The organism is Conexibacter woesei DSM 14684 (assembly GCF_000025265.1).
Classification (GTDB): domain Bacteria; phylum Actinomycetota; class Thermoleophilia; order Solirubrobacterales; family Solirubrobacteraceae; genus Conexibacter; species Conexibacter woesei.
Map to the genome: position 1 here is coordinate 5,694,489 of NC_013739.1, position 12,581 is coordinate 5,707,069.

At 72.5% G+C, this 12,581-nt stretch carries 11 protein-coding genes; 5 read left to right on the forward strand and 6 right to left on the reverse strand.

The genetic code is table 11. From position 1 onward, the window contains the following. Window positions 1–19: 19 nt before the first annotated feature. Window positions 20–325, reverse strand: a complete 306-nt coding sequence (locus CWOE_RS26740) for a hypothetical protein (protein ID WP_012936784.1) — start codon at window positions 323–325, stop codon at window positions 20–22. Between the two features lie 98 nt (window positions 326–423). On the opposite strand from CWOE_RS26740, the gene CWOE_RS31560 reads away from it, so the two are divergent. Both CWOE_RS31560 and CWOE_RS26750 read left to right on the forward strand, forming a co-directional pair. After that, window positions 424–1,287 carry a YceH family protein gene (locus CWOE_RS31560; protein ID WP_012936785.1) on the forward strand — a complete coding sequence of 288 codons (864 nt, stop codon included), beginning with the start codon at window positions 424–426 and terminating at the stop codon, window positions 1,285–1,287. Window positions 1,288–1,341: 54 nt separating this feature from the next. Further along, window positions 1,342–3,366, forward strand: a complete 2,025-nt coding sequence (locus tag CWOE_RS26750; protein WP_049793423.1) for a penicillin-binding transpeptidase domain-containing protein — start codon at window positions 1,342–1,344, stop codon at window positions 3,364–3,366. A 61-nt stretch (window positions 3,367–3,427) separates the two neighbouring features. Here the strand turns inward: CWOE_RS26750 and CWOE_RS26755 are convergent, their stop codons facing one another. The 3 genes from CWOE_RS26755 to CWOE_RS26765 all read right to left on the reverse strand — a co-directional run bounded on the left by CWOE_RS26755 (window position 3,428) and on the right by CWOE_RS26765 (window position 6,014). Continuing rightward, window positions 3,428–3,841, reverse strand: a complete 414-nt coding sequence (locus CWOE_RS26755) for a diguanylate cyclase domain-containing protein (RefSeq protein WP_012936787.1) — start codon at window positions 3,839–3,841, stop codon at window positions 3,428–3,430. Between the two features lie 241 nt (window positions 3,842–4,082). After that, window positions 4,083–4,760, reverse strand: coding sequence for a hypothetical protein (locus tag CWOE_RS26760; protein WP_041731038.1), 678 nt, complete (start codon window positions 4,758–4,760; stop codon window positions 4,083–4,085). Between the two features lie 264 nt (window positions 4,761–5,024). Next, window positions 5,025–6,014, reverse strand: coding sequence for a glucosyl-3-phosphoglycerate synthase (locus CWOE_RS26765; RefSeq protein WP_012936789.1), 990 nt, complete (start codon window positions 6,012–6,014; stop codon window positions 5,025–5,027). A gap of 118 nt (window positions 6,015–6,132) precedes the next feature. Here CWOE_RS26765 and CWOE_RS26770 point away from each other — a divergent pair, with 118 nt between their 5' ends. The 3 genes from CWOE_RS26770 to CWOE_RS26780 all read left to right on the forward strand — a co-directional run bounded on the left by CWOE_RS26770 (window position 6,133) and on the right by CWOE_RS26780 (window position 10,821). After that, a complete protein-coding gene (locus tag CWOE_RS26770) occupies window positions 6,133–9,111 on the forward strand; it encodes an ATP-binding protein (RefSeq protein ID WP_012936790.1) in 2,979 nt (992 codons plus the stop codon). A gap of 72 nt (window positions 9,112–9,183) precedes the next feature. Continuing rightward, entirely contained in the window at window positions 9,184–9,786 is a 603-nt protein-coding gene (locus CWOE_RS26775) for a class I SAM-dependent methyltransferase (RefSeq protein ID WP_201447068.1), read from the forward strand. Between the two features lie 9 nt (window positions 9,787–9,795). Beyond that, window positions 9,796–10,821 (forward strand): glycosyltransferase family protein, encoded by a 1,026-nt coding sequence (locus CWOE_RS26780; protein WP_012936792.1) that lies wholly within the window; start codon window positions 9,796–9,798, stop codon window positions 10,819–10,821. Between the two features lie 15 nt (window positions 10,822–10,836). Here CWOE_RS26780 and trhA read toward each other — a convergent pair whose 3' ends face one another. Continuing rightward, complete coding sequence (trhA, locus tag CWOE_RS26785) at window positions 10,837–11,544, reverse strand: PAQR family membrane homeostasis protein TrhA (RefSeq protein ID WP_012936793.1); 708 nt, start codon at window positions 11,542–11,544, stop codon at window positions 10,837–10,839. A gap of 85 nt (window positions 11,545–11,629) precedes the next feature. Then, on the reverse strand, window positions 11,630–12,577 hold the full coding sequence (locus tag CWOE_RS26790) for a homocysteine S-methyltransferase family protein (protein ID WP_160165570.1): 948 nt from the start codon (window positions 12,575–12,577) through the stop codon (window positions 11,630–11,632). Window positions 12,578–12,581 lie beyond the last annotated feature (4 nt).

Below are 12,581 nucleotides of genomic sequence, written 5' to 3' on the forward strand. Positions count from 1 at the left end.
CGGCTCGCGTCCGGACCGGCTACTTCGGCGGGCTCGGGACGTCGCAGCCCGCGGCTCTGGCCTGATCCCTGTCGGCCTGTGTCACGGGCGGGTTTCTGTGGTCCTTCTTCTCTCTCGGGTAGTCGTCCTCGTTGGTGAGGAAGTCTCTCGGGTAGAGGCCGGGACAGAGTCGCGCCAGCTCGTGGTCGTCGAAGTCGCCGTGGTCCTCCAGGAACTGGACGCGAGCCTGCTCCTGGTCGGGCGTGATCGCGGCCTTCTCGCCGTACGTGCAACCGCCGACCGCGAGGGTGACGAGCAGGGCGAGTGGAAGCAGGCGTCGGACCATCGCACGGGAACGCTACCGGTCGCGGCCGGTCGGCGGCGTCTGCACCCCGGCGGCGTCGCGGCTCGTCGGCCGGCGCGCGCTGCCGTAGTCTCCCGCGCATGGATCCGGACGCCGTCGAGATCCGCGTGCTCGGCTGCCTCATCGAGAAGCAGCGGACCACGCCGGACGCCTATCCCCTCTCGCTCAACGCCCTGCGCCTCGCCTGCAACCAGTCGACCAACCGCGACCCGGTCATGCAGTACGACGAGGCCGTCATCCGCGACGCGCTCCAGCACCTCTACCGCCGCGGCTGGACGCGCCTGACGAGCGGCCACGGCAGCCGCGCCGCGAAGTACCGCCACCTGCTCGACGAGGCCCTGCACCTCGCCCCCGACGAGCTGGCGCTGCTCGCCGTGCTGATGCTGCGCGGCGCGCAGACGCCCGGCGAGCTGAAGCAGCGCAGCGACCGCCTGCACCACTTCGACGACCTCGGCGCCGTGCAGACGACGCTCGACCGCCTGATCGAGCGCGATCACGTCGCGCGTCTCGCACGCCGGCCGGGGCAGAAGGAGGAGCGCTACGTGCAGTTGCTCGGCGGCGAGCAGGACGAGGCGACGGCGACGGGTCCCGCTCCGGTCGCCGCCGCGCCCACCGCGGTCCCGCAGCACGCCGCGCCCGTGCGTCCCGCCGCGCCCGGCCCCGCCGCCCCTGCCGCGCCCGGCCCCGCCGTCGCCGCGGCGGGAGCGGCGGAAGCGCCATCCCCCGCCGCCCCGCCCGCAATCCCCGTGCCCGACGCCGCCGGCCGGCTCGTCAGGGTCGAGCGCGAGGTCGCCGACCTGAAGGTCGGCGGCGACCGCGTCGCGCGGCTCGAACGCGACGTCGCGGAGCTGCGCGGCGGCAGCGACCGGATCGCCGCGCTGGAGCGCGAGGTCGCCCAGCTGCGCGAGGAGCTGGTCGCGCTGCGAGCGGCGCTCGGCGAGTAGCCGCCGCCCGCTGCGAGCGCGCGTGCCCGCACGCCCGCTCGCTAGCCTGCTGACGTGGACGAACGTCCGAGCAGACGCCCTCGCACTCCCCGGCGACCGCCGCCGCGACCGCCTGTTCGCGCGCGCAGGCAGCCTCAGCCGGCCTCCCCGCGCGCCCGCATCGTCGCGCTCGCGGCGCTCGGCGCCGGCGTCGTCCTGATACTCGCCGTCGCGGCGATCGTGCTGCTCGGCGGCGGAGGCGACGACGACTCGCCGTCGAAGCGGCTCGACGCCTACCTCGCAGACTGGAGCAGAGGCGATGACGCGACCGCCGCGCAGCTGACGACGGCACCCGCGAGAGCCGCGACGGCGCTGAGAGACAACCGTTCCGGCCTCGACGGCGCGAGACTCACCGCGGCCGTCGTCGGCGACGTCAGAGAGCAGGGCGACAGGGCGAGCGCGCGCGTGCGGATGACGTGGCAGGTGCCGGAGATCGGCAGATGGAGCTACGTGACCCGCGTCGGCCTGCGTGACACGCCCGATGACGGCTGGCGCGTGCGCTGGGCGCCGACCGTGGTCCATCCCGGGCTCGACGCCGACTCCCGCCTCGGGACCGTGCGCGCGGCGCAGAGACGCGGGCGGATCCTCGACCGCGAGGGCGCCGCGCTCGTCGAGGCGCGCGACGTCAAGCGCGTCGGTGTGATCGCGGGCGAGATCAGAGACCCCGCCGCGACCGCGCAGGCGATCGCCGACGCGGTCGAGATCGACCCGAGACCGTTCGAGGCGGCCATCAGAAACGGCGGCAAGCAGCAGTTCGTCGAGGCGATCACGCTGCGGCCCGAGGACTACGACGCGATCGAGGGGACGATCGCAGCGATCCCCGGCGCGAAGGTGCTCGACGCGACCGCCGAGCTGGCGCCGACCCGCGGCTTCGGCCGCGCGCTCCTCGGCGACGTGCGCGAGCTGTCCGCGGAGCAGCTGAGAAGACTCGGCGGCAGCTACGCCGTCGGCGACGTCGGCGGCCAGTGGGGCCTGGAGGCGGCGTTCGAGAGAGAGCTCGCGGGCACGCCGAGCCGCACCATCGTGACCCGCGTGAACGGCACGCCGAGCGAGGAGCTGCTGGCGAGAAGAGGGGTCGCCGGGAGAGATCTGAGAACGACGCTCGACGGGGACGTGCAGGCTGCCGCCGAGCAGGCGCTCGGAGCGCTCGACGACACGCAGAGAGCGGCGCTCGTCGCGGTGCAGCCGTCGAGCGGCGACGTGCTGGGCGTCGCGAACCGGCCGATCGACGACAGCTTCAACCGCGCCTTCGACGGCCAGTACCCGCCCGGCTCGACGTTCAAGGTCGTCACGACCGAGGCGCTGCTGGAGGGCAGAGTCGTGACGCCTGAGACGACGGTCGACTGCCCGACGACGATCGACGTCGGCGGCCGCTCGTTCAAGAACTTCGAGGGCGGGGGCGGCGGCGAGGAGCCGTTCGCCGACGCCTTCGCCGAGTCGTGCAACACGGCCTTCGTCTCGCTCGCCGACAGACTCGATCCCGACGCGCTGACGACCGCCGGCAGACTGTTCGGGCTGGGCGAGAGAATCGACCTGCCGGTGCCGGCGTACGGCGGACAGGTGCCGAGACCGAGAGACCTGACCGCGACGGCCGCGGCGATGATCGGGCAGGACCGCATCCTCGCCAGCCCGCTCGGGATGGCCGGCGTGATCGCGACGGTGGCGGACGGCTCATGGCGCGCGCCGCGGCTGGTCGCCGAAGATCCGAGAAGCGACGGCACGCCGCTCGACGGCGCGATCGTCGACCAGCTGCGCGACCTCACGCGCCAGGTCGTCACGTCCGGCACCGGGACGGCGCTCGTGTACCTGTCCGGCGAGCCGCACGGCAAGAGCGGCACGGCCGAGTACGGCAGCGGCGACCCGCCGCCGACGCACGCGTGGTTCATCGCCTCCCGCGACGACGTAGCGGTGGCGGTGCTCGTCGAGGGCGGCCGCGCGGGCGGCGAGATCGCCGCCCCGATCGCCGAGGACTTCTTCAGCGCGATCGACGCCGGCACCACGCCGGAGACGCTCGCGGCGTCCGAGACCTCGACCGGCTGACCGCGCGCCCCGGGCGGCTGCTCGCCCTCCTGCGCGGCCGCGGCGAGCAAGCCGCGAATCGTCAGGTGGCGAACGTAGCGGCCAGCGTCCGTCGAGCAGCAGGGCCGCCGAGCCGGCCGACGACGTCCTCGTGGCGGATCACGCGCGCGACGGTGCGCGCGAGCTGGGCGAGCAGCTCGTCGCCGACCGCGTGGCCGCGCAGCTTGTTGACGTGACCGAAGCCGTCGACGTCGATCGCCAGCAGCGCGAGCGGGCGCCGACCGTCCACAGCGGCGATCCGCGACGTCAGCTCGCGCGCGAACGCCGTGCACGTCAGCGCGCCCGTGAGCCCGTCGTGCTCGGCCTCGTGCCGGGCGACCGCGAGCGCGCTCTCGTACCGCCGCGCGACCCGCGCCGACGCCAGCCGCACCGTCGCCGCCGCGACGACGAGGCCCGTGGCGGCGGCGGCCGCAAGTGTCGCGAGGAGTGCCGTCACAAGCCCGAAGATCGGGTGCCGCGCGCGCCGGCTTGACCGCCGTTCACACGATCTTCACCGCCCAAGCACGAGCAGCAGTTCCCCTGATGCCGTCGGCACGACCTCTCCACGGAAGAACCGATACGAGGGATCGGCGGCCCTGGACGCGTCACACGACAAGCAGCCCTCCCCGCGTCTGCACAAGGAGGGCTGCTCGAACGCGCAGGCGGCACAAGCACCGCCTACAGCAGTTCAACTCGCGCTAGCCGACTGACTTCAACGCGAAGTTGTTGTTGACAGTCAGGTCGTTGTTGCCGCTCGACGACGGGAGACCGAGCTTGAGGTTGACCAGGCTGTTGATGAGGCCGAGGTTTATGCCGCAGCCAGTCGCGCCCGGGATGGCGAACGTGCTGTCGCCGTTGGTGTTGCCGGTGAAGATCAGCGCGCCGTCGACGAAGTCAGCGTGGCCTATTCTTCTGATCGTCAGCACGACATTTGCCGGGTTTCTGTCCGACCCGATCTGGCAGCCGGAGCCGAGGATCGGGTTCGTCAGCGCCAGCTTCATCGGCATTGCGAGCGTGAACGTGTTGAGGTCGACTCTCAGCGCCGAGGGCGGACCGGCGAGCTTCGCGGTCGCCGTCACCGCGTTGCCCGGGATCGGGAAGTCGATGCCGAGGAGGCCACCCGGGACCTGGATCGGTCTCGCGAAGACACCGCTCGTGCCTCTCGGAGCCTGGAACACGACACTGCTGCCGTCCGGGCTCGCGAGTCCGCCGCGGATCTCGAGCGAATCATGGATCGGGACCGTGAAGCCCTTTATCGTCATCGAGCCGCTCGTCGAGGCGACATTGATGCAGTAGATCGACCCGCTCGCCGTCGGGCAATCCGAGAAGTTGGGGAACGCCGCCGTCGCCGTCCCACTCGCGGCGAGCGAGGCCACTGCAATTGCGCCAACTCCAAGGAGTCGCTTGGTCAACTTCATCCAGCACCTACCTTTCCCGGCGCGTCTGTGCGCGCACGTCTTCAGGTCGCGGTGCGGCTCATCGGCGACAAAGCGAGGCATAGCTCACACCCCGGTCCCCCAGCGAACTACCGCACGCGTCGATCATCTCCCCCGACGGGCGACACGCCGCCCGACAGTGCGGTATGACACTAGAAACTGGGTAGTACCCTTGTCAAGCCGGATTTCGAGAAACACCAGTGATCACTGGTCTGGTGCCGGTCCGCGTCGGCCTCGTCGCGCCCGATTCAGGTGCGCCAGCGGCGGCCGCTCCTCGACGGCGACGTGCCGCAGCGCCAGTCCGCCCTCATGCGGGAACGCCAGCGGGCCCGACACGGCGGGTGCGCCCTCTGTGGAGTGGATCCGGCGCTCGGCCGCGACCATCACGGCGTACGCCATCGCGCTCAGCGCGCGCAGCGACTGGTGGCGGTTGTGACGCTCGCCGAGGTCGACCTGCGCGAGCGCGCCGAGGCCGGCGATCCGGAACGAGTCGATCAAGGTCGCGATCTCGACGCCGTAGCCAACCGGGAAGCGCAGCTGCTCCAACAGCGATCGGCGCGCGGCGAACTCGCCCGCGAGTGGCTGGACGAAGCCGGCGAGCTGCGGCAGGTGGAGGTTCAGCAGCGGTCGCGCGACCAGCTCGGTGACGCGGCCGCCGCCGTCCGGAACGGTCGTCTCGCCGAGCCGGAACGGCCGCCTGAAGGCGCCTTTGACGAACGCGACGGCCGGCTCCTGCAGCAGCGGGCCGAGCAGACCGCGCAGGAAGCGGTCGTCGAAGTTCTCGGTGTCGGAGTCGAGGAACGCGACGACGTCGCCGCGCGTGACCGCGAGCGAGCGCCACAGCGCATCGCCCTTCCCCTGCGCTGGCCCGTGGTCGGCCAGCACTGCCGACTCCTGCACGACGATCGCCCCGTGCGCTTCCGCGACGGCGGCCGTGCCGTCCGCCGACGCCGCGTCGACGACGACCAGCTCGTCGATCGCCCCGGCCGCGCGCAGCGGCGCGAGCGCGTCGAGGATCGGGCCGATCGTCTCCACCACCTCACGCGCGGGGAGCACCACGCTCACCGACGTCGGCGCGGCGGCCCCCTTCAGCTCGACGATCCGCTCCAGCGCATAATCCGCTGCCGAGTAGCTGCGATGCGCCAACCACTCCCGCGGCGTCTCGATCGTCGGCTGGCTGCTCGTCTCGTTCACCGCGGACCCGCGGCGACCGTAGCAAAGGGCCGCGACGGGGCGGCGCCGCCCATCGGACGTGTCAAAGCACACGAACTGCACATGAAGGAGCGTGCTGCGCCTGCCACCATGGACGTGCATGGCAACCGCGACCCGCATGACGAGCGCCCGCCTGGTCGGGCGGTCCGCTCAGCTGGCGGAGCTGGAGGCCGTCGTGCACGACGCGGCCGGCGGCCGGCCGTCGCTCGCGTTCGTCGCGGGCGAGTCGGGCGTCGGCAAGACGCGCCTCACGAGCGAGCTGATCCGCCGCGCGCGCGAGAACGGCGTGCGCGTGCTGAGCGGCGACTGCGTCGAGCTGGGCGAGGGCGAGCTGCCGTACGCGCCGCTCGTCGGCGCGCTGCGCCCGCTCGTGCGCGATCGCGATCCGGCCTTCGACGCGCTGCCGGCGACGCTGCACACCGAGCTGGCGGCGATCCTGCCGACACTCGGGAGCGCCCGCCCCGATGCCGACGCGGCGAGGAAGGGGCGGCTGTTCGAGGCGCTGCTGGAGCTGCTCGACCGGCTCGGCGGCGAGACGCCCGTCCTGCTCGTGATCGAGGACCTGCACTGGGCCGACCGCTCGACGCGCGGCTTCCTGACGTTCCTCGCGCGCACCCTCTGCCGCGAGCGCGTCGCGGTCGTCGCGACGTACCGCTCCGACGAGCTGCACCGCCGCCACCCGCTGCGTCCGCTGCTGGCCGAGTTGGAGCGTGACCAGGCGACGCGGCGGATCGAGCTGCACTCGTTCACGCGCGACGAGCTGGCCGAGCAGCTGGGCGAGATCCTCGGCTCGACCCCCGACGCCGGCCTCGTTGACCGCGTGCTCGTGCGCAGCGAGGGCAACCCGCTGTTCACCGAGGAGATCCTCGCCGCCGGCCTCGACGGCCGCGGCGCGCTGCCGCCGACGCTGCGCGACGCGCTGATGGTGCGGATCGAGCGGCTGTCGCAGCCGGCGCAGGACCTGCTGCGGCTGCTCGTCGGCACCGCGATGGACGACGCACTGCTGGAGGAGACGAGCACGCTGGAGCCGCGCGAGCTGCGCGACGCGCTGCGCGAGACGGTCGCCAGCCATATCGTCGTCGCGGGCGACGACGACCGCTACCGCTTCCGCCACGCGCTGCTGCGCGAGGTGCTGCTCGACGACCTGCTGCCGGGCGAGCGCACCGAGCTGCACCGCACACTCGCGCGGGCGCTGGAGCAGCGCGTCGCGCTGGAGGACCGCCCCGACGCGCATCTGACCGCCCAGGTCGCCTACCACTGGCTGCACGCGGGCGACCAGCCGGCGGCGCTCGCCGCGTGCGTGCGTGCGGCCGCGGCGTCGGAGCGCGTGAACGCGTTCGGCGAGGCAGGCGCGCTGCTGGAGCAGGCGTTGGAGCTGTGGGAGCGGGTGCCCGAGGAGCAGCGACCGCCCGGGGTCGATCGGGTCGACCTGCTCGCGCGCGCCGCGCAGCACGCCGCCGACGGCGAGGGCGACTACCACCGCCAGGAGGCGCTGCTGCGCAGAGCGCTCTCGCTTGTATCCGAGCAGGAGCAGCCGCGGCGCGCGGCGATGCTGCTGGAGCGCCTGCAGCGTGCGCAGTGGCACCTCAACCGGCCTGAGGAGACGATCGCGACGATCGACCGCGCGCTCGCGCTGCTCGACCCCGAGGAGCGCAGCCACGAGCGCGTCGCGCTGCTCGCCGCGAAGGCGCGCGTGCGGATGCTGCAGTCGCGCTACCGCGAGGCGGTCGAACTGGCGGAGGAGACGATGGCGCTCGCCGAGGAGGTCGGCGACCACGCCGTCGCGAGCCGGCTGCGCAACGCGCTCGGGAGCGCGCTCGTCGGGCTCGGCGACGCGGAGGCGGGCGAGGCGCGGCTGCGCGAGGGGCTCGCGATCGCACGTGAGCGCGGGCTGTTGGACGAGACGCTGACGTCGTACGGCAACCTCGCCGACGTGCTGCACGTGACGGGCCGCACGCGCGAGGCGCTCGAGATCACGCACCGCGGGCGCGACGAGCTGCGCGAGCACGGCCGCCGTGTCGACTGGCTGACGCTCGACTCGGTCGAGTACGCGATCGCGGCGGGCGACTGGGAGGGCGCGGCGCTCGACCTCGCCTCGCTCGACGGGCGCCACTACGGCAAGACGCTGATGCACCGCCATCTGCGGCAGGCCGAGTTGGCGCTCGGGCGCGGCGAGCACGAGCAGGCGCGCACCGAGCTCGACGCGACGGCGCGGACCGCGCGCGACTCGACCGAGCCGCAGTACCTCGGTCCGTTGGGCGCGCTGCGGGCCGAGCTGGAGCGACGCACGGGCGACCTGCTGGCAGCGCGCGCCGCGGTCGACGACGCGCTCGACAGAATCGAATTCTGCTCCGACGACATCACGCAGGTGACCGGCGTCTCGGGCGTCGGCCTGCGCGTCGAGGCCGACGCCGCGCAGCGTGCGCGCGACCGCGACGACGCCGAAGGCGAGCGCGAGGCGCGGCTGCGCGCCGAGCTGCTGCTGGCTCGCGTGGAAGCAGGCGCCGAACTGGAGCGCGCACCGCTGCTGGCGGAGCTGGCGACCGCGCGCGCCGAGGAGGCGCGCGCCCGAGGCGAGGACGACCCGGCGCTGTGGGTCGACGCCGCGGCGGCGTGGGCGCAACTCGGGCGGCCGTACTTCAGCGCGTACGCGAGCTGGCGCCAGGCGGAGGCGAGCGCCGCCGCCGGCGACCGCGACGCGGCTGCCGCCGCGGCGCGCGAGGCGCATGCGAGCGCGCAGCGGCTCGGCGCCGCATGGCTGGTCGGCGAGGTCGACGCGCTCGCCGCACGGGCGCGCCTCTCGCTCGACGACGCCGGCTCGTCGCCCGCCGCGGCCCGTGGCGACGGCGCCGCAGGCGGATCGCCGGCCGAAGCCGACCCGTTCGGCCTCACCCCGCGCGAGCGCCAGGTGCTGACGCTCGTCGCCTCCGGCGCGACGAACCGCGAGATCGGCAGCGCGCTGTTCATGGCGGAGAAGACCGCAAGCGTCCACGTCTCGCGGATCCTCGCCAAGCTCGACGTCCGCTCCCGCACCCAGGCCGCGGCCGTCGCGCACCGACTCGGGCTCGACGAGCAATGATCGCTGCGTTTTCTGTAAACTGACCGCGCGCGAGCGAACATCGCTTTCGCCTGACTTCGGGGGTGACGGACCGTGGGGACGCTGCGCCGTGGCCAACGGCGCCGATCGACGATCGAATGGCCGGCTGACCAGCTCATCGTGCTGCACGTCGGCTGCGGAACGGAGAACCCCGAGAAGCTGCCGAAGGAGATGCGCGGTCCGGACTGGCATGAGGTACGGCTCGACATCGATCCGGCTGTGGGCCCCGACATCGTCGCCAGTATCGCCGACATGTCGGTCGTCGATTCAGAGACGGTGGACGCGGTGCTGTCCTCGCACAACCTGGAACACGTCTTCGCGCATGAAGTCCCAGGCGTGCTCGAGGAGTTCCGCCGAGTCCTGCGACCGCTTGGCCAGGTCCTGATCGCCGTCCCCGACCTCGCAATCGCAGCGAAGACGATCGTCCGCGGCCGTCTCGAGGAGGCGATCTACCGCTCGCCCGCCGGCCCGATTTCGGCACTTGACATGCTCTACGGCCACGGGGAGCCGATCGCGAACGGCCAGCACTTCATGGCCCACCGCACCGGCTTCACGAGACGCTCGCTCGCCGAAAAGCTGCGCGCAGCAGGCTTTGTCGATGTCGTGGTCGTCGAGGAAGACCGCGCGCTGCTCGCCAGTGCGCGCCGCCCACGCTAGGCACCGGGAATGCTGACCAGCGCCATGCGGATCGGGATCCTCACGAACCTGGAAGCAACGAATTCCGCGTACCGCGCTTTCCCGGTCGCGGAGCTGGCCGCACTCGGTCACGAGGTGATCGTCGACGGAAGAGCAGAGCACGCGGAGCGAGCGCGGCTGTTCCGCTGCGATGTGGTGCATGTCTACCGCTACGACTCCAGACCGATCCAGATGCTCGTGCGAGCGCTGCGTGACGCGGGCGTCGCGATCGTGTGGGACGTCGACGACGATCTGGGAGCGATACCCGACGCGTCGCCCACCCGTCACGCCAAGGGCGGGATGCAGGAACAGCGCCTGCTGCGCGACGTCGCGGCGATGGCCCACCTCGCGGACGTGGTGACGACGACGAGCATGCCGCTCGCGGACAGCTATCGCAGAGTCGGGGCCGACTGCGTCCACATCGTCGAGAACTTCCTGCCCCGCCTGTACACAGCCGGCCCCGCGCGTCCCCATGCCGGCATCGTGATCGGGTGGGTCGCGAGCGGCGAGCACCTGCACGACCTCGAGCACCTCAGAGTGCGCGAATGGCTGGAGAGCGTGCTGGAGCGCGAGCCGGACGTGCGGGTGCGCAGCATCGGGATCGACCTCGGCCTCCCGCGTGACCGATATGAGCGGGAGATCGCCGTTGCGTACAGAGACCTCGGACAGCGCATCGCGGAGTTCGACATCGCGATCGCGCCGTTGGACGACATACAATTCAACCGTGCGCGTTCCAACGTGAAGTTGAAGGAGTATGCAGCCGCCGGCGTGCCATGGCTGGCGTCCCCCATAGGCCCGTACCGAGGGCTGGGCGAGAAGCAGGGCGGGCGGCTCGTTCCGAACCACGGTTGGGCCGCGGCAGTCGAACGGCTCGTGCACAAGCCTCGAGAGCGGAGGAAGCTCGCCAAGCGAGGGCTCAGCTGGGCACGTGGGCAGACTGCCGCGTACAACCTTGAGCGGTGGGAAGCTCCGCTGGCCGAGGCCGTTCAACGCGCGAGACGTCGATCACCGCGCTGAGGCGACGGCACGACGCTAGCCCCGCGGCACCACAAACCCGGCGACGGCGACGAAGTGGACCGCCGCCGCGAGGATCACGAGCGCGTGGAAGACCTCGTGGTAGCCGAAGATTCTCGGCACCGGGTCGGGGCGCCGGCGCGCGTAGACGATCGCGCCGACGGTGTAGAAGAGCCCGCCGAGCAGGAACAGGACGGTCGGCCACAGGCCGAGCACCGAGACGATCTTCGGCAGCGCGATGATGCCGACCCAGCCGAGCGCTACGTAGCCCATCGCCTTCAGCATTCTCGGTGCGTCGATCCACGCGAGGTTCAGTGCGACGCCGAGCAGCGCGCCGCCCCAGGCGATGCAGAGCAGCACCGTTCCGAGCGTGCCGCCGACGACGAGCAGCGCGACGGGCGTCGCGCTGCCGGCCATGAAGACGTAGATCATCGAGTGGTCGAGCCGTCGCATCCAGCGGCGCACGTTCGGCCGCCAGGTGATGCGGTGGTATATGGCGCTGACGCCGAACAGTCCGACGAGCGAGACGGCGTAGACGACCGCGACCGCGGTCGCGCGGCCGCTGGGCGCCGTCCACACGAGCGCCGCGCCGGCGACGACCGCCGCGACGGCCGCCCACTGGTGCGAGACCCCGCGCAGCTTCGGCCGCTTGGCGGCCAGCTCCACGAGCGCGTCGCGTCCTCTTTCGATCGCGTCGCGGCCGGTCTCGATCAGATCCTCGCGCACACGCCCATGGTACTCCCGCCGCACAGCCGCGCGACGCGGGGCGCGCGCCCACCCCGGCGCGCGCCCCGTCCTCCCCCAGGAAGCTTCAGGCCGCCTTCGCCTCGAGTCGGCGCGCCAGCGCTGCAAGATGCTTGGCGTCGGTGCCGCAGCAGCCGCCGAGGATCGAGACGCCGAAGTCGATCCCGAGCTGGTGCATCGACTCGCCGAAGACCTCCGGCGGGTCGCTCTCGGCGTGGTCGAGCGCGACCAGCTGGCCGGGCGCGAGCGACGAGCCGTTCGCCTTCACCTCGCGCAGCCGCGCGGCGCCACGCGCGGAGGCGACGTGGAGGTCCTGCAGCGCGGTGCGGACGACGGTCGGGTGGACGCACGAGATCCCGTAGTGGGTCGGCGCCGGCACGACCGCGTCGTCGATCCGCTCGATCGCGTCGTGCAGGTAGGTGCCGTCGAGCAGCCGCCCGCGCTGGTTGAGCACGAAGCTGACGGCGTACGGGACGCTCGTCTGCGACATCGCCACGGCGGCGCCGTGCGCCTCTTCGACGGACGGGAAGGTCGGTGCGAACAGCAGGTCGACGCCGGCCTCGGCGAGCGCTTCGGCCTGGGCCGCGTGGTAGTCGGCGCCGTCGAGGTGGGAGAGGCAGTCCTCGGGCCGGTAGGCGTCGCCGTAGGGTCCGATCACCCCGGCGATGAAGACGGGCTCGTGGTCGCCGCCGGAGCGGATCTCGTGGAGGAACGCGACCGCCTCGGAGTTGAGCCGGCGGACGGCCTCGACGCCACCGCGGCCGGCGCCCTCGACGTAGCGCAGGCTCGCGCGGAACGTCGGCGTGCCGATGATCGCGGGCAGTCCGTGCGCCCAGGCGACGTCGACGTAGGTGGCGTACACGTCGCGCAGCACCTCACGGCCGTCGCGCTGGTCGAGCAGCGCGGTGACCTCGATGTGCGGGTCGAGCTCGAGGTCGGTCTCGAACATGATCCGCGTCTCGATCCCCGCGTCGGCGAGGATCGGGGTGCCCGACTCGATCAAGTCACGCAGCACGTCG

Bases quoted from the DNA above. Each gene is read 5' to 3' on its own strand.
- CWOE_RS26740 (WP_012936784.1), bottom strand. From the start codon at position 325: ATGGTCCGACGCCTGCTTCCACTCGCCCTGCTCGTCACCCTCGCGGTC.
- CWOE_RS31560 (WP_012936785.1), top strand. From the start codon at position 424: ATGGATCCGGACGCCGTCGAGATCCGCGTGCTCGGCTGCCTCATCGAG.
- CWOE_RS26770 (WP_012936790.1), top strand. From the start codon at position 6,133: ATGGCAACCGCGACCCGCATGACGAGCGCCCGCCTGGTCGGGCGGTCC.
- CWOE_RS26780 (WP_012936792.1), top strand. From the start codon at position 9,796: ATGCTGACCAGCGCCATGCGGATCGGGATCCTCACGAACCTGGAAGCA.